This window comes from Dendronalium phyllosphericum CENA369, assembly GCF_016056275.1.
GTDB lineage: Bacteria > Cyanobacteriota > Cyanobacteriia > Cyanobacteriales > Nostocaceae > Dendronalium > Dendronalium phyllosphericum.
Genome location: NZ_JAECZA010000001.1, coordinates 120,575 through 147,418, shown reverse-complemented (window position 1 = coordinate 147,418; position 26,844 = coordinate 120,575). Strand labels below are relative to the sequence as shown.

The following is a 26,844-nucleotide window of genomic DNA, read 5'->3' as shown; positions in this document are numbered from 1 at the left end:
ATATTAATTTTTAATTTAAAAAAATCATGCTTGTTTATTATTAGTAAATTTAAAAGATTATGGGTTTTTCTATATTGTAAAAAGACTACATCTTGATTGAAATATAATTATTTTTAATCCTTTTTAAAGCTATTAAAAATTTGGTATCTTTACAACATATAATCAATATTTGAATATTTTATTATATTAGTTTTAGCTTTAATATATTTTTTTAATAACTAAGTTGATATCAAATATTATAATGTTGATAAATTAGATCTATCTAAAGTACATTATTAAAAACATTGATTTTGCAGAATAAATTAAATAATAAGATTATAATTATTAATACAATTGTTAACTTTAAATATTTTCGATGCCAACCAATCAATTCATACAAGTAATTTCCAGGTTCTTCGCTTTTATTACCCCTACAATGATTGAAAGAGAATAGTTTTATTAATTCAGTATTTTTTAATAAAATTATAAAAAGCTTGAATAAGGTTAAATATTACAAATGAAACCTGTAACCTTTGCTATGAAATTATTTCAGAGTTTTATTATATTAAATGTAAATCTTTTTTTTACTTTTATTCTAATATAATTAGGAATATAGTTTCATGGCGATGAGTAACAAAGCCGATAACTTGTTATCTACGTTGGCAATCTGCATCTCAGTTTTTAGGGGTTAATAGCGCTGAATCCATTTACCATAAGGCTTTTACCCAAAATTAAAATAGACTGCATCACCTTGAAAAAGCTGGTCATAAATTCTTTATCTGTAAATCAACTATCGCAGCAAGCCGCGCTTGAAAAGCTTAACCTAATTGGCTTTTCATCAATCAATTGAAAGATGCTTATTGTATCGGCTCTCTTAATCTGCTGTAATTACAAAATAGTCCATATTGATACCACAATATTTATAAACGTAAAGATTTTAATCTTAGTCAAAAAATCACATTTGTCAGACTTAAATTCTTGGAAGAAGAAAAAAAAGTCAATGAGCGATCGCTCTACTCGAATACATCGAAATTTATACTGTTTTAGCTAAAAAGCGATCGCTAACATCGAACTCAAGTAAGCTCATCTTTTCTTGATTTAGTTTAGATTGTATTGCAAAAATTTATATTGTTTGGTCTATTTATGCAATGCAATGGCAGTAACAAGTCTAGTTCTGTAAAAATACCGATTTTTCATCATATCGTAGCTTTTTTGAGATGATGATGTCTAAACCTTTTTTGACTTAAAAAGGCTAAAATTGGTCATATTGTCGGTTTTAACTGCTATTAGCTCAATAACTCTCCCATTAGCAATAATGGTTTCAATTGCAATAGCGGGTACGGATTTTTTACTACCAATCTTAAAAATATCGCGATCTAGTAATTAAATTTTTTGCTTTTTTTGCATCGTTCGAGTTGACTGGCGATCGCATTATTGTGTGCGATCGGCCTATACAGATATTTTTATCTGTTGAGTCCATGGTTATTTGCTTGATAGTTATACTCGTCATTTCTTCGTCCTAGTTGTTGGGGACAAATTGTGGCTTACTTCAGGCTGGTACTTCGGCAAAGCTAAGACAATACAGCCAATAAACAATGCTGTTGATACCTCAATGGGAGCCATTAGAAGAATATTGACGGTTTCTCGATGGGAAGGTTGGGGAGGGTTATTAAATTACATGGCAAGTATTAACAATGTCCAAAGTTTTGGACATTGTGATTTTACATTAAAGTCCAAATAATAGGACATTTACCAAGTCACAAGCCTCTGACAAAATCAGAGGCATGAAAAAAGCAGGTAGAGCGCTTAAGCGGGTACTGGAAATTTACGGCATAACTCAGAATCGTCTAGCAGTTGCAATGGGTATTGGACGTTCCGCAGTAAACAACTGGGTCAATGAAATTAGCGATCCACCCCCCGACACACTACTAGCAATTCGCAGTGGTTTGCACAAAATTAATTCAGAAGCTGCTGAAGAATTTATTAAACTTTACTTGAGTGAAGAGGAATTTTGAAGAAGTATGGAAAGGCAGATAAAATACTCAAATAAATATTAGAGACTTACTAAATCAAAACGCGATCGCATTGTAATTTGTTACAGCATCGGTCTTTTGCCTAAATGCTAGAAGATAAAGATACTAGCACCGTGCTATTGAAACCGCCCAGATGATGAGCGAATTTATAGAACTTGCAGGTGACACTAGTGCAACAGGCAGAATTACTGTGTAAAGATTGGGCTGTGTGAGGAGGCGATCGCGCTTGTGGTTTTTAGCTTTGAAGATGAACTCTGTGATTTTTTAATTTTTCATTTTAAATTCGATCGGAGATCGTCACTACTTTTTGGAAGCTTTGTTAAGAAAAAACTAATTTGGGATCTATACAAAAGCTAAAAGTCAGTAATTTCAACAGTAAATATAGTTTTTAATTGAATTTTTATATAAGTTTACGTGATTTTACTGTAGCAATATTGAATATCAGCGTCTTGTTCCAACACCACTCAATATACCTGCACCAATAGAAAAAAGAATAATTGCCCAAATCACATATGTCGAAATTGACTTGATTACACCAATTCCCAGTAAGAAATAAATCAAAGCAGTCAGCAACAAAGCAAGACCAAGAGCAACACCAACAATGTATAGAAGTCTTTTTGCTTGTGGGTTAGGGGACTGACTCATAAATATTACACCTTCTTTCTCTTTAAAGCGTGATTTTATAATCACGCCAATCATTGTTGCACATAGAGATGCATCAATAGTTGAGATCTGATACTGATTTGGCAGGTGTAATATTTAAAACATTTTTGTAGTAAAGATGTTTAGTTGAAAATCACGCTTTCAACAAACACGGTTGTAAGGGTGTGGAGAAGCTGCCCAACTAATACCAATTTGAAAGAAGAATACAATAGTAAGGGCGAACGAAACAGCGCCCTTACTTTTAGATATTAAACCTACAAAGTTTCTAGATAGCTTAAAAGGTCTGCCATCTCTTGCACGCTAGGCTGGAACTTAGGCATGGGTGGAGTTTCGCCGCTAATAACTTGGTGAATTAGTCCATACCGGGATTTGTGCTTGGAGACAGCTTGCAAACTGGGGCCTACCCGTCCATCAGCTTCTAGTCCGTGACAACCAGCACAATTGATTTGAAAGATAGCATGTCCTTGAACTGGGTCTCCTGTCAAAGAAAGAACACTTTTGACGTATGGATCGGAAGCTCGAACCATTTGAACACCAAAAATGGCCAAAGGGACTGCTAGCAGTATCGCCAAAGCTAACAAAGCGAGCCGCTGAATCAGAGTTTCATGTTTGGTAATTTGGTTATCCAAAAGGTTTGCCGTGAAAGTCTAGGTGTGCTCAAAATTTTTCATTTCCTACACATAGCTTAAAAGTTCTTGATTGTGTCTGCAAGCACAGATTACAGGTTTTTTACGAACATCTGTCACCTAAAAACTTTACTGTGAGCGGGATTCGCCCCCGATTTGGTAAAATCAAAGACGAGATATGAATCTTGAAGAATTGCAAACAGGAGATTTAAAGTGGTTGAACCCCTGCTGTCAGGTATTGTCCTTGGTCTAATTGTAGTTACCCTCGCTGGACTATTTTACGCTGCTTATAAGCAATACAAGCGCGGCAACCAGTTAGGGGGAGGGTGAAGAAGTGCGCTCGTGCTGGGTTAGGATTTAGAAGATAAAGGGGGAAGGTGGGGTTCCCTCTGGGGATAAGGGAAAGGTAAGAACTTTGTATAATTCCTTTTCCCCTTCCCCTTTATGCCTTTCCCAAGGCGAAGCTTGCTCTCCTACTCCTTATACTCTAGTGTTCTGTAGAAAGTAAGAGCTGTGTTACCGTAAACTTTCTGGCGGCAAATTTCCCAAGGCGTAATTATTGGAGGTGTCCAACCTTGGGGACTATGTTCTACTGCTACTTCGCCAGTGGCATCTAATAATTGATAAGAGGCGATCGCTTCTAACACTGGCTGATACAATCCACTAGCATAAGGCGGATCGAAGTAAATTCTGTCAAACTGCTTTCCTGATAAGTTTTTTAACTGCTGGATGACATCTCCCCGCAAGACTTGCCATTCTTGTTCGCTATCAGCTACCTGCTGCCAATTTTGACGGATAGTTGCACAGGCCTTGCTCGATTGCTCAATTCCTACTAATAAGCTAGCTCCTCTACACAAAGCTTCTGCGCCCATTGAACCAGTACCAGCGCACAAATCTAGCCAGCGACAACCTGGTATTCTTCCCTGCCAAATATTAAAAACTGCCTCCCTTACCCGCGAACTAGTGGGTCTGGTTTCTTGTCCAGGTAAAGTTTTAATCTGACGATTGCCGTAAATTCTTAAAGTCATTAGTCAATAGTTATTAGTCATTAGTTCAGTAGTTACGAGAAAAAATAAATAACTCTTAACTTCTAACTTCTAACTCAGTACTCTTTCTTCTAACTCAGCACTCAGCACTCAGCACTCAGCACTCAGCACTCTTTATATTATGCAGCAATTTTCTCACGGACTTGAGCAACAAAATTAGACAAGATTTGCAATCCGATATTAGAAGATTTTTCGGGGTGAAATTGAACGGCCATGAGGTTTTCACGAGCGATCGCAGCTGTTATGGTCTGAGTACCGTGAGTAACAGTTGCAGCACGAATTTGCGGGTCAATTGGCTCAACATAGTAAGAATGAACAAAATATACCCAAGGTTGAGATGGTAAATGCTCCCATAAAATACTTTTTGGTTGAGTCACTTCCAGCTGATTCCATCCCATGTGGGGAATTGTAATTCCTGGTTCTGGTCGAAACCGTTGGACTTTTCCTTTAATAATTCCCAGTCCTGGTTGATTACCTTCCGCACTTGATTCAAAAAGAATTTGCAAACCTAAGCAGATTCCTAAGAAAGGTTTGCCAGAGGCAATGGTGTCTTTAATTGGTTGTTCTAAATCGCGCGATCGCAGATGTTGCACTGCGGGGTCAAAAGCTCCTACTCCTGGCAATAGTACTGCATCTGCCTTTGCCAATTCTTTGGAAGAATGAGTAATGTTAGGAGTTGCTCCAGCTTTTTCTAGGCCTTTGCAGACTGAGTGCAAATTTCCCATGTCGTAATCTACGACCGCAATAATTGGCATTGACCTGCTCCTTGTAAATTTATTATGGAGGGTTTTTCTATTCTAAATAATATTTGTTATGAAGAAAAGAATATTATTAACTTCTTTTGACACTTGGTTAAGCGATCAACAGTCAAATTCTTCTGATGATTTATTACTTGAAGTTACTAAACTTGACTTGCTCCCCCATAACTTAAATTTTTTACGCCTGTTACCTGTAGATGTTCGGCTTGCTAGTTCGCAGGTAATTCAAAAAATTGATGAATTCCAGCCAGATGACATTATCTGTTGTGGGATGGCTGCCCGCCGCACGCAATTAAGTATTGAAGTTACTGCTAGCTGTAACGAAAGTGTTTTGCAGACAACAGTTGATTTAGAGCAACTAATCTTGGGAGCGATGGCAATTGACATTAGCCATGACTGCGGTAAATTTGTTTGCGAAGGTCTTTATTATTCAGTATTAAACTACCTGCTCCAAAAGCAACTAACTACACGTTGTATCTTTGTCCACGTTCCAGTTTTAACTCCCGAAAATTTGGCGGTAACTGTTGCTGATTTTGTATTAATTATTAACAGACTGGCACTTTCATAAAATGAAGAGCGTCTGTATGGTGGAGAAAACATCTAAGTATATGTTGCCGTTATTACTAAGTTTGACACTCGCACAATCAACTCCTGCTGCCCTACCACCTGAAGAAGTGGTGCAACCACAAGAAGTTCGCCCTTTACCAGGGCAATTGGATACGATCCCAACGTTTAATAGCAATAGTCCAGAACTAGTTTTAAAAGAAGGGATTTTACTCTCTACCTTTCCACCAGCTGGCAAAAAAGTGCCAACAGCGCATCTAAATTTTCCCTTTCGGGGAAGATTTGATGTTTTTGTCCACCACGTTGCTAAGGCCGATCCCCCAGAAGATTTGCGATCGCTTTATTTAGGAATTATTCTGCATAATCCTAGTTCGGAATCAGTGAAAGTAAGTATCTTGCAGGCGGCGAGTTATTTGAGTCAACCGGATGCGCCATTTATTGAGTTGCCAAGCTTTAGTCAGAATATTTTGGGTACAGTTTTCGCAGGGCCGGGCGATCGCGTCATGTCTGATGTGTTGAGGGGACGACGACAAGATATTTTCCCCGCTCAAATTGTGATTCCACCAGGGCAAAGTCAGATGTTACTCAATCTGCCCATTCCTGTCAAAGGACTCACGCCACCTTTAAATGGTCGGTCTACTTTGATTAGACTGCGGAGTAATGGCACTGTTTATGCAGCTAGCTTGGCCATGTTTGCGCGGACGAATGCTGATGGTAGCGAGCGTGCCCCAACATTAGCAGAGTGGCAAAATTTACTAGATAATGGCGATTTATCAGGGCCAAGAGATAAAACACCTACTCCCTTAGAAGAAACTAATAAGCCAATAATTTATGGTCGTGTAGCGGGAGTAGTTAGTGGTACTCAATGGAGAGCCTTATTAACAGATAATCCCCAAACAAAGTATCTAACTATTCCCCAACCTGGGCAAGTGTTTTCCTATGCCCTTGATACTTTACATGGTGGAACTTTGGGAACTGGTCAAATTCAGAGTGCTACTATGCTGGTGCGTTATCCTGATACCGCGTATCGCGCTCATGGCAACTATGGAATTCAATACAGTTTGAAGTTACCCCTATATAACAATACTCAAAGTCTGCAAAAAGTTGCTATATCAATGCAAACGCCATTGAAAGAAGACCAATTAGGGAAACCAGGACTGCGCTTTTTGAGTACGCCAGCCCGTCAAACCTTCTTCCGAGGAACAGTACGAGTACGTTATAACGATGACCGAGGTAAACCACAAACCCAGTTTGTGCATTTGGTGCAAAAGAGAGGCCAACTAGGAGAACCGTTAGTTTTATTAAATATGAAGAGAGGCGATCGCAGATTGGTAGAAGTAGACTTTTTGTATCCACCAGATGCGACACCACCGCAGGTATTAACAGTATCAACTCAAGCTGCTAATTAAACTGGATTAGTTATAGCAAAGTGCTGAGTGCTGAGTGCTGAGTGCTGAGTAAAAACCCAGTTACTGTAAGGCTTTGAGCAATCGCAATTGTCCTAACCTATGTAACTACTGGTTCATCGCATTAATTTTGCTAGGTGAATTAACTTTTAAATTTCTCTTCTTTTTTCTCTTTCTTCGCGTACTTTGCGTACTACCCTGCGGGAAGCCGTTTCGCGTCTACGCGGTTCGTTCCTAAAACCTTCAGAACTAATGCGACAGACCACTACGGCAATATATCGTGTTGGGTTAAAGACTTATCATTAAGACGGCTCCAGGGCAGGGAAGTAGAGGGGTAAAGAACATTTTCTTTCCTCCTCTAGCCTCCTTCACGACAATCTCACTTTTTCGTGTTGCTCTCTTACACTTTCACATTCAGTTCTCATAGTTGCAGGAAAATACCTGTGCCAGGCGGACTTGACTATTTCATCGATAAGTTTTACATATGACAATCCAGCCATATTCACCATGAGCGGTAAGTCTGAATAGACGTAATTTAGTCCTGGTAATGCATTTACCTCCAGAAATTGCAACACTCCCTTAGCATCGCAACGCAGATCCACACGAGCCACATCCCGACAATTGAGGGTGTGGTAGACATCCAATGCCAATTGCTGGGCTTGTGCTGCTAGAGGTTCCTCATCTGGAACTAGGCGATAGGATACCCGTTCGAGATACTCTTGTTTGTTGAGCGCGGTGTAAGCAACAGATTCCGCTCGATCTGTCAGCATCACTTCCATCACAGCTAATACCCGTGCTGTATTGCCGTTACCAACAATGCCTACTGTAACTTCTCTTCCTGGAAGAAAGGTTTCTATGAGTACTGGCTGGTGGAATTGTTCGAGTAAGTCTTGGCTGACTGCAACCAATTCTTCACGTTCTTTGACGAAGGAACGATTGCTGACACCTTTAGAAGTACCTTCAGCTACGGGCTTGAGAAATAGCGGTATGGGGAGTGCCACAACCGCCGCTTCTTGAGAGGTGTTCGCCACTGCAAATGGTGCTGTGGGCAAACCGCGATCGCGCACCACACGTTTGGCAAGAGCTTTATCTAGGGTTAAAGCACAGGTAAGCGGGTCAGAAAAGGTATAAGGTTGAGCAAATAATTCACAAACCGCTGGCACTTGAGCCTCACGAGAGCGACCTTTCAATCCTTCGGCAATGTTGAAAATCAAATCCCAGCGATCGCCTTTTGCTAACCGCAAGGTAAGTTCTCTACCATTGCCAATACGTTCAACTTTGTGACCTAAATTCTTTAATGCATTTTCTAGTCCAATAATGGTTTCTTCTTCGTCAAACTCCATGACATCGCTAGAGGTGAAACCATTTTTGAGATAATCTTCCTTAAGGTCGTAACACAAACCGATGAAAAGCCTCATGGCGTTAATCCTGCTCCGTTGGATCTATATAGGTGAATGTCTTACCTTCCCAGTTACGCACTTGTGCTACACCATTTTCATAAGCCAGTAGAGTTTCTGCTTGGATAGGCACTTTACCACCACCACCTGGAGCATCAATAACGTAGGTTGGCACTGCATATCCGGTAGTGTGACCGCGCAGTTTAGATATCAGTTCTATACCTTTTTGTACGCTCGTCCGCAGATGTTTAGTGCCAACAACAGGATCGCACTGATAGAGATAGTAAGGACGCACGCGGAGTTTGAGTAGACCTTGAAACAGATCCTTCAGCGCCTGTTCGGAATCATTCACATTCTTCAGCAACACACTTTGACTACCGAGAGGTATGCCACCATCTGCGAGTAAATCGCAAGCTTGGGCAACTTCCGGAGTGAGTTCCTGGGCGTGACAAAAGTGCAAAGACAGCCATACACGATGTTTGCGAAGCATGGCAACAAGTTCCGGGGTAATTCGCTGTGGCAAAAAACTGGGCACACGGGAGCCAATACGTACAAACTCAATATGCGGAATGGCGCGTATCCGTTCTAGCAAGTTGTTTAAGGGTTCGTCAGACATCAACAGCGGATCGCCACCAGAAATCAATACATCGCGCACCTCAGTATGTTTCTCTAGATAAGCTAAGATCGCATCCAACCGCCGTGTTATCGGGTCTATTTCACCTTGGCTAACCAAACGAGAGCGGGTGCAGTAACGACAATAAGCAGCGCAAGCATCTAGAGCCAGCAATAACACTCGGTCGGGATAGCGGTGTACTAATCCAGGTACTGGGCTGTCACGGTCTTCACCGCATGGGTCTGCCATATCTGTAGTATCAACTACCATTTCTTCTGACCGTGGTATCACCTGCAACCGCAGCGGACAAAGCGGATCTTCGGGGTCAAGCAGTGATGCAAAGTATGGTGTTACGGCTACAGCAAACTTCTCTGGAGCGATTAAAAGCCCTTGTTGTTCTGCGGGAGTAAGCCGCAGCAAATGTTGAAAGTGTTCTAACTTGGTCAATCGATGCCGCATCTGCCAGCGCCAGTCGTTCCAGCGTTCGCGATCGTAAGATTCCCCAAAAAGAAGGCAAATTTCCTCACGCCTCGACCTGGCTATCAAAGGCTTATCAAGGACAGTATTTTGTTTCACGGTTCGTAATTAATTATACTAATCAGCAACTATAGCGATCGCTGATTTACAGCTAGCATGGCATTGCTGATACTAGAAGTCGTCTGTATTTTTAGGGAATTTAATAAGAAAGAATAAAGTTGTCAGTCGTCATAATTCAGTATGAATTCTGTATTCTTCTTTGAAGCTGTCGCGCCCATAAGTTGCTTCACAATCTTTTAGATAAAACCTGGAAACACTCCCTCCGCCCCCCAGCCAATATGCACTAAAACACAAAAGCCTATTGCTTTGCTCCTGGGAGATTACTTAAGCTACGGCTAGCAACATCAGCACTGAGTCCCCATAAAATCAGTCCTAGATAATCGGCAAAAGGTCTAGCACCGAATGTTGTACCATTTTCTATATAAAGAGAACTGATACCCGCAGCTGATAAACCAACAAGCAAAATCAAAGATAGTAGCGGACGCACCACCCAGAAAGTTGCTTCCGCCCGAACGCGATCGGACACACCAGATAGATTAATCAAAAACTGTTGGAACTTCGCTAAGGAACTTGGTGTAATCTTTTCTTTGATAGGTTGGTTGATGCGATTGGTTGCTGTGACAATTTCTTCTAGGGATCTTTTGTAAGCTTCAATCCCGGAGTCTCCACCTGCTCTTGCACCAACGCTGTCTAAATCCGAACTAATTTTTTCTAATAGCTCTTTGGCTTTAGCATCTTCTTTTTGAGCAATATACTGTCGCGCTTTACTAATCTTCAGTGTATATTCGTCAACATCTGTAGGAAAAGTAGTTGCTTGCTCGTTAAGCCGATCCTCTAAAGCTTGCAGTTTGACTAACGTTTCGAGGCGATCGCGAATTGTTTGTACTTGAGTTGATACGGTATCTAATTGTTCGCGGACTACGAGCGTGCGAACTTCGTTTACCATATCTGCTAACAGTTGTTTATTTCGGTCTTCTAATTTTGCACTTGCAATATCTGCTTCTAAACGATAAATTTCTTCTAATGCTTTTGCCTGTGGCTCTCCGCGCTCTTGCATATACTTAAAAAGTCTGCCTAAAATTACACCAAAGAACAGAACTAAGAGTGGCAATAAAGGGCCACTTCTGACGCTGAGATTAACTGGAAGTGAGAAGCGATCGCTGCGATTTTGCAATGTGAGATAAATTGCCCCACTATAGCGATCGGGAGGGATTGCAGAACGCTTCAAGATCAGTGGAATACTGACAATTTGATTGGCAGGTAGAGTTTTGATACCTTCAGCAAGAAAAATAGCTTGGTTGTTAAGCTGATATCCGGTAAAGTCACCTTCTACAACTATTGCTGTGTTCAAGATGCTAACAGGAACCTGAGTAGAATTATCAAACCAAAGTTCGCGGCGATCGATATATGCGCTGGGATGTAACAATAGCCTAGCTAAAGCGCAATCTAGCCATCCTCCACAATTAACTAGTTGCAGGCGCATTTGCTCTGTGCCTTTCAACGGTACTAAATTTGGTACTGCGGGCTTTGGTGTTGGAGTTATTACTTGTTTTGCAGGTATTTGCTCATTTACGGCAGATGGAGATTTTGTTTGGGCAAACACAGGTGCTTGCATCAGAACAATAGGTAAGAGGATTGCAGAGAGCCATTGTTTCATAGTTTTGATTGCTGGAAAATTTGCGTACTCAAACCCCAACTTCGCTATTTTGTAATAATTAGTGTTACTTGTTTGGTTGTCCACTCACGACTTGGAGATGCTGCAACAGTTAATTTACGTGTTGTTGGTTGCTCTCCATCAATTGCCGCTAGCAAGGCTTCGAGGGGATTAAGCGGTCGCGCTGCAAATCCCTTTTGGACAATTTCTTCATCTAGAGATGGTAACTCTAGCCAGCGAAAGTTTGCTTGGTCTTTGGTTGCAAAAACTTTAACAGTGTTTTCGACTTCATTTCCTTCTCCTTCTAAGGTAGGTTGGAGGGGAATTTTCTCTTCTTTTCCCGGCTCAAGGGTAATGAAAAGTTCTGTAGGTCTTTGCGGGTGAATCTGCTGAATTGACCAGTCAGATTCAAAATTCAACACGGCAACATTCAGCGTCTCGGTGGAGTTATTACGGATAGATAAAAAGATAGAATCTCCAATTTTCACAGTAGGTCGAGTGCGATCGCTAAACTTCTGCAACTGAGAAATCGTAGGAATTGGATCTCCGCGATCGTAAGTATCAGAGGTTCCCATCCATTCCACAACTAACTTTCCTGACAATGGCGAGTCTGTATCTACATTATCAATGGTTTTGGCAGCTTGGTATTTTGCCAAATGAACTAAGCGTTTGACAATCTTTTCTGGAGCAGTTGGATCGTCAATCTTGAAAGCAGGTTTTATATTCTGGAAAATAGCTCCACCACTATCGCGGATTTCAAATTCACCATTGTTATTGATTTCTACAAAGTAGTCTACTCCTTCACCGTTGTCGCCAACGGTTCTTGTCTCATCCAATTCCACCCAACCATTTCCAGGAATAGCTGCTTTGAGCACTGCAAGTGCTTTCTGATTTTGTTCGCCTTCTGGAGATAGGGAGACTTTACGCACCAAACTTGCTGCAACCGCAATTTGAACGGCTAGATCGCCGGGTTCAACTTTCAGTTCCTTTGCTGCGATCGCTTCTAGTTTACACAGTGAATCTGTGCCTCCGCGTTGGATAATTCTAGCAATGGCAACTCGATTCTCTTTCTCGGTTAAATCAGTTGTAGCGCGAGGATAAATGGCAAACTCTGCTCCTTTTGTGACTCCATTGGCTTGCCCAACTGCTAGTAAAACTCGCATTTCTTTTGTTTCTGTCTGTTCTACCTTCATCACAGGTACAGCAAATACAGTTTTGACTCGCTCAGTGCCAAAAATCAAGCGATCGCCTTCACCTAGCAATATCGGCGTTTGCGAAGGAAACTGACTGTGAATTTGAGCATGGATGCGATCGTATAAATCTTTGTAAGTTTGTCCGGGATTCTGCTGTCTGAGCGTATCTAGCAACCAGTAGGTAAGCGCTCCGTTGCGTTCTCTGGTTTCCCGATTAAAGGCATACTCATAAGCGTATTCGTTTTGCCGACATGCTGCCAACAGAACATAATCTCTAGATTCAGGTACTCCACTTGCTTTGAGTCCGCGAGTTCCTCCGCCTAAAGATTGCCAAGTTGCAGCCAAAACTTCTAATGGAGCAACAGGCTCAAACGTAGCTTGCAGGGGTTTATCATCCTCCACATCCATACCCCGAATTTCTGCGTCTCCCCGCGTTGCACCACCCGAATGGCAGCAGTCTAGTACAAGAGTGACTGTGAGTTTTTTATCTACTAACTCTTTTAAGAGTTGAGCGAGTTCTAAATCGCGGAGATACTGTCCTTCTGAAGTACCGATATCAGTAGGTACTAATCCCTCATCGATTTCACCAACACCTTTGATTTCAGGAAATACTGTTTTTGCGCGTCCGCCATGCCCAGAATATTGAATGTAAACCTGTGCTGTTTGGGGAGCGATTTCGCCTAATTTTCTAAAACTATCTATTATATTTTTGCGAGTCGGCAGCTTTTCTGGAGGTTCTAGAGGCTGTTGTTTGTCTGGTTTGTCGGGATTAATAGAAGCTGTCAGCTTCAAAATCTGCGTATCGGGAACTTTTTGCGTATCTTTGAGAAAAGCTTCCACATGGTTAATATCCCTGACACATCCTCCCAGACTTTTGTAGTAACTGCCATCGGGTAGGATATTAGGCATGTAACAATCAATTCCAATTAATAACGCATATAAATTCGGTACTTTATGAGTTTCTTCAGTCATTTGGACTCCACGAGTTTAGAAGTTTTATGTAAATCTCAGATATTCCAAATCGTTTGCAGCGCAATATACTGTTACAACTAAACTTTGAGATGGCGTAATACAGTCTATTCAAGTAGTATTCTGGATTTTATGCGAATTCTAGGTTAAGAAAATCTAACAGAATTTTTAGTATGAGTTTTGACAACGACTAGGCGATCGCTTCCAGCACTTCAGTTAAGAGGGTATAAACTCAAGGTAGCCTGCCTGTGCTTGCTCAATTTCACAAAATGAGCGACAAAGAATGACAACGCTATTAATTCAAACTCAAAGCGTCCCGCTAACTGTCAATCTTCCTTCTATCAAATCGATGACAACTGAACAGTTCTATGAATTCTGTCAAGCCAATCCCGATTTGAGAATCGAGCGTAGTGCTAGTGGTGAGGTAATCGTTATGCCACCAGCCTTTTCAGATACAGGTAATCACAACTTCAATATTGCCGTACAACTGGGGAACTGGGCAGAACAAGATGGGACAGGCGAAGCTTTTGACTCCAGTGCAGGCTTTACTTTGCCCAATGGAGCAATTCCCTCGCCTGATGCTGCGTGGATAAAACTAGAACGCTGGAATGCCTTAACTGACGAACAAAAAGCCTCATTTGCACCGATTTGTCCTGACTTTGCCATTGAGTTGCGTTCTCAGAGCGATACCCTCAGGGGATTGCAAGACAAAATGCGAGAATACATTGCCAATGGTGCATCACTCGGTTGGTTAATCGATCGCCAAAATCGAAAAGTCTACATCTATCGCCTCAACCAAGAAGTTGAAATTTTGGACGATCCCGAAACAGTCAGCGGTAATTCAGTACTACCAGGATTCGTCTTGCAGATGGCAAAAATCTGGTGAATCAATTTTGGTGCGATCGCTCATACTCAAAATCTTCAGATGTGTCTTCCGGCTTTGGTAACTCATCAATTCCCCACCAATGTGCCATGAAAAAATACACTTTGTACTTCTCATTGTAAGTTCAAAGCAATGGTAAATTTTTACTACTATTATCAAGTTCATTGTTACAGAAAATTGGTATAAGTTTACAAGGCCTTTTGTCAACCAGCCCTGTAAAAATCAAGCGAGGTATTGATGAACTGGATTAAAGTTCTTCCTCAAGATCAACTACCGTTGAACGAGCGCAAAGTAGTGAAAGTCGAACAACGCGCTATTTTACTGCTGAACCACAACAACCAAATTTACGCGGTAGAGAATTCCTGTCCCCACCTGAAGCTACCCATGCGGAAGGGCAAAGTCACCGATGATGGAGCAATTATCTGTCCTTTTCACCGCAGTGCGTTCGATCTAGCCACTGGCAATGTTAAGGAATGGAGTACTTTTCCTCCTGGTATTGGAAAAGTATTAGGTGTAGTTTCCAAAGAAAAAGCCCTACCAGTCTTTCCCACCCGTTTAGAAGAAGGAAGTATTTGGGTGGGGTTGTAATAGTTGAGCGAATTTTAGATTTTGGATTGAAAGATTCAAAATCTAAAGTCTAATATCCATTTAACGCACACCCAAAATTTCAGTAATTGCGGCGACAATATCAAGATAAAAATTACCCTTCACTGCCCTAAATAACTCAAATTTCGAGTCAGGAGCACCAAAAAACGGTCTGAGAAACCATCCCAACTGCATACCAACAAAGGCATAAAGCAATAACCAGGATCTTAAAATAGTAGTTCGGGTTTTTTTGCCAACTTCATCTTGTTGAGAAAGTAACTGCATTCCTTCATAAAGGAATTTCACACCAAAGATACCTGTGATCCCAAAAATCAATACATTCAACAGTTTAAAAAATTGGTAAGAATCTGGGGTGGTGATGAGAAAGAATAGCGTGACTGGGGCTAAACTGAATAAAAGTACGCTAATCACTGATACAGATGTCAGCAAGACAACAAAATGCTGTTGGATACTACTGCGCGAACCAAATAGAACATTAAAGAAGAATAAAGTCGGAAAACAAATGATGAGTGTTAATAAATAAAATGCCGGCAGTTTAATAGCCCCTGATAATGCTTGTGCCCAACTGTGAGATGCACCAATAATTGCACCGTAGATTGCAAAGAAAATAGAACTAGAAACGAACAGAGAACTAATTTTATTTTGTAATCTCACTTCCTGACGGATTTCTTCTAAGAATCCCTGGCGATCGCGTAACAAACTAATCAAAACACCAAAGTGTTTAATTTTATAAGATGGCTTTTCCAACATAACAATTTAAGATATCATCAAGATGATTTAAACTTTGATTATTTACTCATAATTCAGGTGCGAATTCCCAAAAGATAGCTAATAGCTTGAATCACGCTGAGATAAAAATTGCCTTCTCTTTCTCGAAATAGTTCAAAAGGAGAACCGGGCGTACCAAAAAAAGGTCTGAGAGTCCATCCTAGCTGACTACCTACGAAAGCATAAAGGAATAGCCAAGATTGTAAAATTTTCTTACGAGTTTTGCTACTTTCATCCTCTTGTTCTAGAACTAAATTCATTGCTTGATATAAAGAAGAAATACCAATAAATCCTGTCATTGCAAATATCAACACATTTAATAAAATCAAGAATTGATAGTTATTGGTAGTAATTAAGAAAAATAATGTAATCGGTGCAAAGCTAAATAAAAGTACGGCTGTGACAGAAACCGCAGTTAAGACTAGTGCAAAATGCTGACTAAAAGTGCGCTTTGAACCAAAAATCACATTGGCAAAGTACAATGTTGGCAAACAAATCAGCAGTGTAATTAAATAGAGGGCTGGTAGTTTAATGGCGGAAGATAAAGCTTGCATCCAGCTATGAAATGCACCAATGATTCCGCCATAAATGGCAATAAACAGAGAACTACAAACCAGCAAAGAAATGATTTTATTTGGCAGTCTCACACCTTGGCGAATTTCTTCGAGAAATGCTTCGCGATCGCGCAGTAAGCCAATGAGTACTGCAAAGTATTTGATTCCTACTGATTTCCGTTCGATCATGTTATCCTCACACTAGATTAATTCAAGTTTCATCCGCGTAATCACAGCCAGAACCAAACTTCCAGGAGTCAAACAAGCGATGCCAATAATATTGCTGTTCGCTGGGTTGACTCTTAATCCACGTTTCTAGCATTGGACTGAACCAAAATAAGGCAGTATATACACCTAAATTGCTGTAATGCACTATCCAATCGAGCAAACTTTCTAACCCTACCTGCGGAATTATCTTGACAACTAACCCAGGATGGGAGAAACCAGTTTTCAATAGTGTTTGTGTTAGCGCCGAAAACTGTACCACATCTTGTAAAAATGGTTTGAGTACTGGTGTACCCAACTGTTGCATTTCCTGAAATACCGCAGAGAGTAATTGGTTAACTCGATCTGGAGCAATTTTTTGATTCACACCAACACTCATCGCCTTTTGAAATAACCAAGTCACACTCAGACTCGGCTGATAAGGTTGCAGTAGTGCTAGTGCTTTTGCAGATAATCGATCTGTTTGCAGTGCTTCTTTGATGCCAAATGTTAAACGCTTCAGATGACGCACCATTGCACCAAAACCACCAAAACTCAAAGGAGATTGGCTACCACTGCTATCTGCCACTGGCAGAATGCGACTCCACGGTGTTTTTAGGGGACTTTGGCGGTAAGTGGGAAAGAAGCCAAACAACGCCCGTTGAAACTTTAGCTGGCTCAATTCCACACCCTGATATTCTGGCAAGAGGCGCAGATATTCCTCAAACAAAGCTTCTAAACTTAGACGTTGTGGATGTGCATCCATGTAAGTAAACAAGTAGGTGGTTCTACCGTCTCTGGCTGGAAAAGCTTCCCAAAAATACTGGCATTGATTTTGCAAAGATGTAAATGATAACAACAAATCGCCTGAGTTATTTTCCGGAAAACCTTGGGTACAACTTCCCACAACTAAGCAAAGAGCATCCGGTTTTTTTCCTTGGCGTGCTTGTTGGGTGATGGGAGACAAATGTCCCATTGCGTCGATTAACAACCTAGCTGTAAATTTATTTACCATCACCCCATTCGGGTGAACCACCGCCTCAGTAAAGGGTGTATTTTCTAACAACTTGCCACCAGCAGCTAAAAATTTACTTTTCAACGTAGCCAGTAAATAAACTGGATCTACGCCGATATTTAAGACATCCTCTACCCAAACTTCTGTACCACCGTGAAAGCTGACACGCGCCGGATTATACTTAGTGGCGATCGCTGTTTCCAACTCCGCCTCTGTCAGTAAGTCCAATTCCAAAAATACTTCTAATTCCTGGCGGGAGATATTCCATTCTTGCTCTCTCCCACGCAAAATACCCCGTTCCATCAGCGCCACTCGCAGTCCCTTCACTGCTAAGGCGCAACCAATTAAAATGCCTAAAGTGCCACCGCAGATAATTACATCCCAGTCTACGGAGTCTAAAGGCTGTTGAGTTTCTGTTACTACTGTTGGTAATGGTGCAGTGTTCTCTCTAATAGATGTAAGGATGCGATCGCTTCGACGCAACCCTCCCAAAACATCACCCGGTAATTGAGAGAGAATTTCTTCAGTGAGCGACATAAAAGTTCATTCCAGCAGAGTTACTACTATCGATAGTATCTTTGTTGGATTAGGAATCAAAACACAGAAGTTAGATTTTCAAACTTGGAATGCTCCCGTCTGAGATGTATAAACAATAAGTTCAATAAACTGAAATTTTATTTTAAATCTTTGGACTGAAAATTTTCTAGCTAGGATTAATTGGTATCTCTCTATTAAAAAAGCGGTCTAAAATTTCTGATTGCTGCTTGGCATTTAAGTTATTAATCAAGCTGTGGTCTTGAGAAATCTGTTGAGTTTTATCTAGGTTGTTAGGTCGAGGTGTTTGTAAATTACTAACTATGCCAAGTGTTTCTTCTGTACCACCTATTCGAGGCGTAAGCTGCATTAGTAACTCCATAGCTACGGTCGGTAAGATGCGGTTAGAATCATTAGAGAAAAAATCAAAAGTCATATTCCCTAATCGGATGCGATCGCCATCTTTTAGTTCAATTGATTGGAGAGTGCGTTTACCATTTACGAAAGAACCATTTGTGCTTTTGAAGTCGATTAAGCAAAAGCCTTTATTCTCAATATATTGAATAGCAGCATGGCGACGAGACATATATCGATCTTCAAGGTAGATTCCACTATTGCGATCTCGACCGATTGTCCAAATCTTTTGTGATTGTTGTAAAGTTTCCGTTCGTTTGTACAAATTAGTCATCACATACACAGCAGAACCATCAACTACACCCATTACATAAGGTATCGTCATTAGAGCTAATGAAGGCTGGGGTGAGTTTTCTAGCTGAAGTATTTCATCTAGAAGCGTGCCATGATGCTCATACAACTTCAGGAATACTTGATATAAACTTAATCGTCGTTTTAATTCTCGATCTTGCGACTCAGCCATCATAGCCAATTCTGTTACAGGCCACAAGTTTGACTTGCTGATTTCAGTCATCATGAATAATTAATCTCAGTCGATAATTAGAATAATTGCCTTTTTTCTTGCCGCTATTATTATGGACAATTCAGCGGCTGTAGTTGGTTAAACTTGAAAATTTTATCCATAGAACTTTACCTATAATATTCCTTACAACCATAAATATAATAAAAAAATTCAATAGTAAGAATTATTGTAATGCTTTGTTGTTTATTGTAAAGTATAATATTAGGTTTTTAACAGATGGAAATTGTTAAGAATTTTGTAATAAATCCTCAAGCAAAATTATAATTAATTTTTAAAATAGCAAGATACTAGCAAAATTTTCTAATTTCATAACTTCACAGCAAGTCGCTGCGATCGCACGAAAACCGGCCGGACAAATTTTTGATTTGAGATGTTAGATTAAAAGCCTTTACTACAAAGCTGTTCCAGAACTCTCAAACAATATTATTTATCCCAATTCGGTATCACTTCCAAAATGCTAACACAATAAATTTAACTGCTAGTTTTTAGCGATCGTTGCCCTCATAGCAATGGGGCAATTCAAATAACTTTGATTTGTAATTTAAAATTTGGAATCGACCTTCTAAGATTCCAAATTTTAACTCTCAAATCACAACAAGCCTCGTTTTCCATTGGGACGTACTGTCATCCAGTTAGTCTTTGCTAGTGCCATCTGTTCGTCAGAAATCTTAGCACCACTGAGATTAGCTCCACACAGATTAGCTCCACGAAGATTGGCGTTACTGAGATAGGCATTGCTGAGGTCTGCACCTCTAAGGTCTGCTCCTTCTAAATCAGCATGGTTGAAATAAGCTTTGCTCAAATTAGCATCTTTGAGATTTGCTTTAGTTAGACTAGCTCTGCCAAAGTCGCTATTGTGCAGATTAGCTCCCTGGAGATTAGTATTTTGCAATTGAGCTGAATGAAAATTTGTCTCGGATAAGTCAGCACCTTGCAGGTTTAGCAAATTTAAATTGTGAAGGGCAAAGTCCCGTCTTCCCTTGAGATAGGCTGTGAGTAAACTTTGGGTATCTAATTTCCGCACTACTTTAGAAACTTGAGTTTGCGAACCATTACTGTTGCTATTGGGCAAAGTTGATTTAGCCGTCCCATAACCGTGACGCATTCCTCCTGCATCTAATCCAGCTGCTTCCACAGCCTTTGCTCGTCTAGCTCGAATTGCGGCTGCTACTTGTGCCACTCCAATACCAGTAGGAGGAGCAGAAGGATTGCTGCATAAAACAGCAGAATCTTCGTGACGGTTGTGCGATCGCTCTTTAATAGTAGTATCAGATTTAACTAATAAGCCCTTAGATAAACTTTCTAAATATGGTTCTATCTCTAATGCTCTGAGTACATCTGTAGCCGACTGATAGCGATTGCGAACAGATACATCTAACATTTTCCGCAGCACACTAGTCAAATGGTCGCTCACATGCACCAGTTGCTCCCACATCATCTCACCTGTTGTGGGGTTGTAATCCAAATCTTTAGGAGTTTTGCCAGTTAGTAGGTAAATGCATGTCACTCCCAAAGCATAGATATCACTGGCGTAGACTGGACGCATCGCCATTTGCTCTGGTGGTGCAAAACCAGGAGTACCAATCGCATATGCGGTTAGTGCTGTATGTCCAGATTGGTTGGTTGCTACTTGGCTGACTTGGTTTTTGACAGCACCAAAGTCAATGAGTACCATTCTGGCATCTTGAGTGCGGCGAATTAAATTAGCTGGCTTGATATCGCGGTGAATTACCTTTTGCTCGTGGATATATTGCAGTAATGGCAAAATCTCACTCAGGAATTGTTTGACTCCGGTTTCACTTAAGATCCCGTTAAGTTTAACCTCCTGCTGTAAGGTAGCACCGCTGATGTATTCCTGAATTAAGTAAAATTGTTCCTGCTCTTCAAAATAATCAAGTAACCTTGGTACTTGCGGATGATTGCCAATCTTGCCTAGGGTTTTAGCTTCTCGCTCAAAGAGTTCTCGCGCCATCTGTAAAACATGTGGTGCGGTTCCTGAGGGACGCAGTTGCTTGATCACACAACTCGGTTCTCCTGGTAAGGCTTCGTCTAGAGCTAAGAAAGTTGCTCCGAAGCCACCTTGACCTAATGGTTCGAGTACCCGATAGCGATCGCGCAACAGTAGTCGCGAGCCACAAGACTGACATCTTTGGCTATATGCCACATTTTCTGGATTGGGACAGGTAGGATTTAAGCAGTAGCTCATGCACTGTCAACTCGCTGCACGAATAATCACGGGGAGTTTTACACTCTGTCTCAATTATTGAGATTGCAATCGACTCTTACCAGGTGATTTTTGCTGGAAATCCTTTGAAGAGTTCCTAAAGTAAACCTAGAGTTACGCAAACTACTACGTAAACTAATCTAAAAATTAGACAATTTATTATACTTACACTTCCGACAAGCATTTAGCCTGATTGTAATACCCTCCCTGAGCGGTTTCCTGACAGCCGCGCAAGTAGGTTAGTTTCCCTCTAGGCAAGCTTTAAATAGAGTTTCTCCATTCAAGGGACTGGTGTTAGTACAGCGTTACCCAAGGTTAGGTTTATTGTGTATCTGCTGTACTAAGGGAATACGCGAGACAAGTGTATTTTTTTGAAACGATAATTTTGCTACAACAAATTACTTGCACTGACATCGGAGTAAAGTGTAGACCTTCTAATTCATTGTTTGTCAAAGCATAAATTCTATTATTTTATTTATACTTTATTGAAATAAGTAATTATATTTAGATTTTTAATTACATCATAAAGTTATGTTAAATCTATACTAAAACTTCATAATGCAAATCAGTATTTCAATATCAGCTTTACAATTTTTTTGGTAAATATAATAGCGGGTTGATAATGCAAAAAGTCAAACGCTATAGTCTGAAACATGCAAAAACTAGCAATAAATTATTTTTCATTAAAAATAGCAGAGCATTTTATCATCTTCTAAACTATATCAATCCAAAGATAGATAATCGTCAAGATATTTTGATTGAATTGGTGATAGTTATTCATATGCTTGTTGTAAGTTTATGAATAATTTTGAATGGGAAATTACACAGTTAGTGCGTCTGTTCCAAAATAATGCAACTCTATACACCTATTGAAATCGAACAACTCCAGCAAGACCTTCCTTACTTAATTGAAGTCATGGAGTGGGTTAAAAATTTTTTAGGAAGACATCACCCAGATTTAGGCAGAACTGGGCCAGTTTGCCCTTATGTGAATCACGCTCTCAAAACAAACAGCATTCGTATGGCGGTTATTCGTGCGAAAAATTTAGATTCACAGCAATTAGAAGAAATTGTTAGAAGCTATCGCGATATATTCCTGAAGATAGATGTAGAAGATGAAGAATTAGCAATTAACAGAGCTTTTTTACTGATCTTCCCTGATATCCATAAAAATGAAACTTTTGAATTAATTGATGAAGTTCAAAGAAAACTTAAACCGTTGTTTGTGGAGTCAGGATTAATGATAGGTGAATTTCACAAGCATACTCAAAGTTCTGGTCTGCATAACCCCAACTTTCGTCCGCTTCGTAGTCCCATTCCCTTATTGGCAATTCGTTTTATGGTTGAATCCGATCTTCCTTTTCTTCAGAGTCAGGATGACCAACCCTACTTACGTATAAGGTATCTCGAAGCTTATTTAAAGCATTTCGCTCACAAAATTGGAGATCGAACAAAATTAAACAGTGCTTATCAAGCATTAGCGTTAGCTCAAGAACAACTTAAAAAAGAACATTTATTCATAAAGTAATCATCTATACAAAATGAATATAAATACTGAGAAGACCGCAGATAAACAAAGTATTCATTTAGACACTTTAACTCAGCTGATTGGCGATCGCATTATCCAGGAATCGAATATCGCCCAAACAGTTCATTGCCAGAATCTATGCATTCATCAGATGTTTGAGATTCAGGTAGAGCGATCGCCCGATAAAACTGCTGTGGTATTTGAAAATACACAACTAACTTATCAGCAGCTCAACCGACGGGCAAATCAACTAGCGCACCATTTACGTAGCTTAGGTGTTGAATCTGGGGTACTCGTTGGCATTTGTTTGGAGCGCTCTTTGGAGATGATAGTGGGATTGCTCGCAATTCTCAAAGCGGGAGGCGCTTATGTGCCTTTAGATCCCACATATCCTACAGAACGCCTAGCCTTTGTTTTGCAAGACACTCAGACACCTGTGATTCTAACCACAGCGCGCTTGCTAAAAAGCCTACCAGCTCATCAAGCGCAAGTAGTTTGTTTAGACTCAGAGTGGGAAATGCTGACCCAAAATAGTCTAGAAAATTTGGTTTGTGAGGTAACACCCGATAATCTCATCTACATAATCTACACTTCTGGTTCTACAGGACAACCCAAGGGTGTAATGATTCCCCATCGGGGAATTTACAACCAACTCCAATGGCGGCAAACAACTTTTGAATTAACTCAAGCAGACAAAGTTTTACAGAATATTTCTCTGAGCTTCGATCCCTCGGTATGGCAGATATTCTGGTCGTTGTGCTTCGGAGCGCAACTGGTTTTAGCTCGCCCTGGCGGACATCAAGATCCTGCTTACCTTGTGAAGCTGATTTCTGAGCAGCAAATTACTGTCATGGCCTTGGTGCCTTCTATGCTGCGTGCATTACTAGAGCAAAAGGGAATCGAAAATTGTCAAACTCTCAAGCACATTACCTGTGGTGGTGAAGCTTTACCTGTCAAACTAATTGAAGATTTCTTTAGCAAATTGAAATTGGACAATGTTTTGCATAACTGCTATGGCCCGACAGAAGCTTCCATTGATGCTACTTTCTGGAAATGCCAGCAAAACAGCAATTATCTGATTGCCCCTATTGGTCGCCCCATCGCCAATACACAGATTTATATTTTGGATGAAGATTTGCAGCCTGTGGGAGTTGGTGACTTAGGTGAACTGCATATTGGTGGTGCTGGACTGGCCCGTGGCTACTTCAAACGTCCTGATTTGACGAGGGAGAAATTTATTCCTAACCCCTTTAGTCAAGAACCAGGAGCGCTAATGTATAAGACTGGTGACTTAGCTCGTTACCTGGGAGATGGTAACATTGAGTACGTTGGTAGACAAGACTCGCAAGTAAAAATTCGTAGCTTCCGTATCGAGTTGGGCGAAATTGAAGCAGTACTAGCTCAACACCCTGCTGTGCAGCAGTCTGCGGTCATAGCCAGAGAAGATGTTCTTGGAGATAAGTACTTAGTAGCTTATATTGTTCTCGATCGCGATCGCGCAGTCAAGATTGCTCAACTGCGGCGTTTTCTTCAACAGAGATTGCCTGAGTACATGGTGCCTTCAGCTTTTGTACTTTTGGAAACCTTGCCAATGACTCCTAACGGCAAGGTAGACCGACGTTCTCTACCAGAACCCGCTCAAATCAGACAAGAACTAGAAGGAACTTTTGTCGCTCCTCGCAATGAGGTGGAAATACAACTAGTAAAAATTTGGCAAAAAGTTTTAGGGATGCAACCTATTGGCATCAAAGATAATTTCTTTAGTTTAGGCGGACACTCTCTACTAGCAGTGCGCCTGCTTGCCCAGGTAGAGAAAGTCTTTAAAAAAAATTTGCCTGTGAGTATTCTTCTTCAAAATCCGACTATCGAGCAATTAGCTATAATTCTTAGCAAATCGGCATTAGTGAAGTCTTGGTCATATTTAGTACCGCTTCAACCCTGTGGTTCTAAACCACCTTTATTTCTATGCCAAGGTATTAGCATATATCAACCTTTAATTTCTTATTTAGATCCAGAGCAACCTGTTTATGGACTATTATCAGGCCATGAGCAGGAAAAGCTAGTTAAGCAGAATCGACTAGAAGAACTAGCATTTGACTACATTCAAGAAATAAAAACTCTCCAGCCTGAAGGACCTTATCTACTAGGAGGTCATTCTTTTGGAGGTGTTATTGCATTTGAAATGGCTCAACAATTAATCTCACAAGGTCAAAAAGTTGCTTTGCTAGTTTTGCTAGATACTTTTCTACCAGGTACAACAAAAGCAATATCAAGCTCCGAGAGACTTTCATTTCACTTGAATCAGCTTTTACAAATTGGCCCTACGTACATTGTAAAAAATGTCATAGAGAAGTTGAGCAAAAGTTATGGCTCCTTCGCTTTGAAACATAAGTTTTTTAGAATTAAAACTCTCGAACACTTAGTTGGGCACGCGGCATATTACGGTGCTGTTTTAAAGTATGCCAAACACTATGTACCGCAAGTTTACTTAGGTCGCATTACTCTCTTCATGGCTAGGGAGAAGTTGGTTCGAGTTGAGCCAGAACTGGGCTGGACTAAGTTAGTAGCGGGAGAATTGGAAAGCTATGAGATTCCTGGCGATCACTTTGGTCTTTTGAAAAAGCCTAATGTCCAGTTGCTGGCTGAAAAATTGAAGGTTGCCATAGATAAAGGCTTGGCTGAAAATTACTAATTCGTGAAGGGGTTGCTGCTTTAGCGCTAGCCCGGCTATTCCCCATGCATGAATTAGACACAAAAGCTACATACCAAAATCGATCGCTTAAAGCAAGAACGACGATTAGTTGACTTGTACCCCACAGGCTAATCAAAATGCAATGCATAATTAGTAGGAAGTGGCAACCTCCTGTGTTGGAGAACTGTCTAATTTTAAGTACTAGGCGCTAGAGTCCGGAGCGTCAAACAGATACTAATTTTGATTTAAACGATCGGTATGAAATTCCAACTGTACCTCGGCTCTTTATTTTCCCAGATCAAAGTACGTCATTGGTGGCTCAGTATTTTCTTGTGGATTGCTTTGGTTGCTCCAACTCAAGCAGCTGTAATTTTGCGTGTGGCAATTGAGAGGAATGTCAATCAAGTAAAAGTCGGTAGTTCCACAACTGCACTTATTAAAGATAGTACTGGTCGTACTCTCGGACAATTACCGGGGATGAGTGCATTTTATGCCCAGCCGATTCCTGGCGGAGTTGCTTTGGATAAGTGGCAGTCTGGTTTGTTTTGGATTGAGCCGACAGGTAAAGGATTCGTTTATATTGGCGATCGCTGGTTTCGAGGTAGAATTCTAGTCGTCCCCACAGAAAAAGGTTTAACCGCCGTTAACTGGGTTGACGACCAAGAATATCTCTACAGCGTTATAGGTGGGGAAATGGATGCCAGCTGGCCCCAAGAAGCCCTCAAAGCTCAAGCGATCGCGGCTCGTACTTATGCCCTTTACGAGCGGGAAAAACAACGCAATAATCCTGTTTACGATTTAGGTGATAGTCCAGATCGCTGGCAAATTTACAAAGGTGTCAGCAGTGAATCTCCTGCTACGTATGCCGCAGTCGATTCTACAGCAGGGCAGGTACTAACTTACAAAAACCAAATTATTCTTTCAGTCTTTCATGCTTGTTCTGGAGGACATACCGAAAATGTGGAGGATGTTTGGGGAAGTAAAGAACCTTATCTGCGCGCTGTTCAGGACTACGATCAAAATATCAGCGAGTGTAATTGGGTAAAAACCTTCTCGCCTGCTGAAATTAGTGCCAGAATTTCTGGGGTTGGCAATGTTAAGGATATGATTCCAGAAAGCTACTCTCCTTTCCGCAGTGTCAAAGTTTTGAAAATAGTTGGCGACAGAGGTACAAAAGTACTACAAGGTGAGGAAGTGCGGACTGCACTCAAACTTAAAAGCACCCGCTTTAGCGTCTCCAAAGGAGCAGATGGCAGTTTTGTATTGCAAGGGCTTGGCTTCGGTCATGCTTTAGGTATGAGTCAGTGGGGTGCATACAATCTGGCAAAACAAGGAGCCAACCACTTGCAAATTTTAGGTCATTATTACCAAGGTGTAGCCCTCACACCAATTAAGACGAAGTAATTAGGGACTGGGGACTGGGAAAAAGATAAAAAAGTACTTTTCCCAATCCCTAATCCC

General features: G+C 40.7%; 22 protein-coding genes. 9 read left to right on the top strand and 13 right to left on the bottom strand.

The annotated features are described in order from the left end of the window. The first annotated feature begins 1,763 nt into the window (after positions 1-1,763). Positions 1,764-1,994: a helix-turn-helix domain-containing protein gene (locus I8752_RS00685; protein WP_214430390.1), complete on the top strand. Its 231-nt coding sequence runs from the start codon at positions 1,764-1,766 to the stop codon at positions 1,992-1,994. A 459-nt stretch (positions 1,995-2,453) separates the two neighbouring features. On the opposite strand, the gene I8752_RS00680 is transcribed toward I8752_RS00685, so the two are convergent. Both I8752_RS00680 and I8752_RS00675 read right to left on the bottom strand, forming a co-directional pair. Then, complete coding sequence (locus I8752_RS00680; RefSeq protein ID WP_225895367.1) at positions 2,454-2,711, bottom strand: hypothetical protein; 258 nt, start codon at positions 2,709-2,711, stop codon at positions 2,454-2,456. A 218-nt stretch (positions 2,712-2,929) separates the two neighbouring features. Next, complete coding sequence (locus I8752_RS00675; RefSeq protein WP_214430389.1) at positions 2,930-3,304, bottom strand: c-type cytochrome; 375 nt, start codon at positions 3,302-3,304, stop codon at positions 2,930-2,932. Between the two features lie 210 nt (positions 3,305-3,514). Here I8752_RS00675 and petG point away from each other — a divergent pair, with 210 nt between their 5' ends. Continuing rightward, positions 3,515-3,631, top strand: coding sequence for a cytochrome b6-f complex subunit V (gene petG, locus I8752_RS00670; protein ID WP_214430388.1), 117 nt, complete (start codon positions 3,515-3,517; stop codon positions 3,629-3,631). A gap of 143 nt (positions 3,632-3,774) precedes the next feature. Here petG and rsmD read toward each other — a convergent pair whose 3' ends face one another. After that, entirely contained in the window at positions 3,775-4,329 is a 555-nt protein-coding gene (gene rsmD, locus I8752_RS00665; RefSeq protein WP_214430387.1) for a 16S rRNA (guanine(966)-N(2))-methyltransferase RsmD, read from the bottom strand. Between the two features lie 137 nt (positions 4,330-4,466). Next, the gene (gene hisH / locus I8752_RS00660) at positions 4,467-5,102 is read right to left on the bottom strand and encodes an imidazole glycerol phosphate synthase subunit HisH (protein ID WP_214430386.1); all 636 of its coding nucleotides are present in this window, start codon (positions 5,100-5,102) and stop codon (positions 4,467-4,469) included. Between the two features lie 58 nt (positions 5,103-5,160). Between hisH and I8752_RS00655 the strand changes: the two genes are divergently transcribed. Then, a complete protein-coding gene (locus I8752_RS00655; RefSeq protein WP_214430385.1) occupies positions 5,161-5,673 on the top strand; it encodes a pyroglutamyl-peptidase I family protein in 513 nt (170 codons plus the stop codon). A 40-nt stretch (positions 5,674-5,713) separates the two neighbouring features. After that, positions 5,714-7,078, top strand: coding sequence for a DUF3370 domain-containing protein (locus I8752_RS00650; protein ID WP_214430467.1), 1,365 nt, complete (start codon positions 5,714-5,716; stop codon positions 7,076-7,078). A gap of 365 nt (positions 7,079-7,443) precedes the next feature. On the opposite strand, the gene I8752_RS00645 is transcribed toward I8752_RS00650, so the two are convergent. From I8752_RS00645 to I8752_RS00630, 4 genes are all read right to left on the bottom strand, one after another. Next, positions 7,444-8,493, bottom strand: a complete 1,050-nt coding sequence (locus I8752_RS00645; protein WP_214430384.1) for a D-alanine--D-alanine ligase family protein — start codon at positions 8,491-8,493, stop codon at positions 7,444-7,446. 4 nt (positions 8,494-8,497) lie between these two features. Then, positions 8,498-9,661, bottom strand: a complete 1,164-nt coding sequence (locus tag I8752_RS00640) for a KamA family radical SAM protein (RefSeq protein ID WP_214430383.1) — start codon at positions 9,659-9,661, stop codon at positions 8,498-8,500. A gap of 259 nt (positions 9,662-9,920) precedes the next feature. Further along, entirely contained in the window at positions 9,921-11,279 is a 1,359-nt protein-coding gene (locus I8752_RS00635; protein ID WP_214430382.1) for a hypothetical protein, read from the bottom strand. 44 nt (positions 11,280-11,323) lie between these two features. Next, entirely contained in the window at positions 11,324-13,441 is a 2,118-nt protein-coding gene (locus I8752_RS00630) for a caspase family protein (protein WP_214430381.1), read from the bottom strand. A gap of 280 nt (positions 13,442-13,721) precedes the next feature. On the opposite strand from I8752_RS00630, the gene I8752_RS00625 reads away from it, so the two are divergent. Both I8752_RS00625 and I8752_RS00620 read left to right on the top strand, forming a co-directional pair. Then, the gene (locus tag I8752_RS00625; RefSeq protein ID WP_214430380.1) at positions 13,722-14,324 is read left to right on the top strand and encodes a Uma2 family endonuclease; all 603 of its coding nucleotides are present in this window, start codon (positions 13,722-13,724) and stop codon (positions 14,322-14,324) included. Between the two features lie 234 nt (positions 14,325-14,558). After that, the gene (locus I8752_RS00620) at positions 14,559-14,909 is read left to right on the top strand and encodes a Rieske (2Fe-2S) protein (RefSeq protein ID WP_214430379.1); all 351 of its coding nucleotides are present in this window, start codon (positions 14,559-14,561) and stop codon (positions 14,907-14,909) included. 60 nt (positions 14,910-14,969) lie between these two features. Here the strand turns inward: I8752_RS00620 and I8752_RS00615 are convergent, their stop codons facing one another. From I8752_RS00615 to I8752_RS00595, 5 genes are all read right to left on the bottom strand, one after another. Next, positions 14,970-15,677 carry an actin-binding WH2 domain-containing protein gene (locus I8752_RS00615; RefSeq protein WP_214430378.1) on the bottom strand — a complete coding sequence of 236 codons (708 nt, stop codon included), beginning with the start codon at positions 15,675-15,677 and terminating at the stop codon, positions 14,970-14,972. 53 nt (positions 15,678-15,730) lie between these two features. Beyond that, entirely contained in the window at positions 15,731-16,438 is a 708-nt protein-coding gene (locus I8752_RS00610; RefSeq protein WP_214430377.1) for an actin-binding WH2 domain-containing protein, read from the bottom strand. Positions 16,439-16,460: 22 nt separating this feature from the next. After that, on the bottom strand, positions 16,461-18,005 hold the full coding sequence (locus tag I8752_RS00605; RefSeq protein WP_214430376.1) for an NAD(P)/FAD-dependent oxidoreductase: 1,545 nt from the start codon (positions 18,003-18,005) through the stop codon (positions 16,461-16,463). A 166-nt stretch (positions 18,006-18,171) separates the two neighbouring features. Continuing rightward, complete coding sequence (locus I8752_RS00600) at positions 18,172-18,933, bottom strand: FHA domain-containing protein (protein ID WP_318780803.1); 762 nt, start codon at positions 18,931-18,933, stop codon at positions 18,172-18,174. Between the two features lie 595 nt (positions 18,934-19,528). Next, a complete protein-coding gene (locus tag I8752_RS00595) occupies positions 19,529-21,145 on the bottom strand; it encodes a serine/threonine-protein kinase (RefSeq protein ID WP_214430375.1) in 1,617 nt (538 codons plus the stop codon). 868 nt (positions 21,146-22,013) lie between these two features. Between I8752_RS00595 and I8752_RS00590 the strand changes: the two genes are divergently transcribed. The 3 genes from I8752_RS00590 (at position 22,014) to I8752_RS00580 (ending at position 26,787) form a co-directional block, all read left to right on the top strand. Next, positions 22,014-22,691: a DUF6875 domain-containing protein gene (locus tag I8752_RS00590; RefSeq protein ID WP_214430374.1), complete on the top strand. Its 678-nt coding sequence runs from the start codon at positions 22,014-22,016 to the stop codon at positions 22,689-22,691. 13 nt (positions 22,692-22,704) lie between these two features. Next, positions 22,705-25,383, top strand: a complete 2,679-nt coding sequence (locus I8752_RS00585; RefSeq protein WP_225895366.1) for a non-ribosomal peptide synthetase — start codon at positions 22,705-22,707, stop codon at positions 25,381-25,383. Positions 25,384-25,641: 258 nt separating this feature from the next. Continuing rightward, complete coding sequence (locus I8752_RS00580) at positions 25,642-26,787, top strand: SpoIID/LytB domain-containing protein (RefSeq protein WP_214430373.1); 1,146 nt, start codon at positions 25,642-25,644, stop codon at positions 26,785-26,787. Positions 26,788-26,844 lie beyond the last annotated feature (57 nt).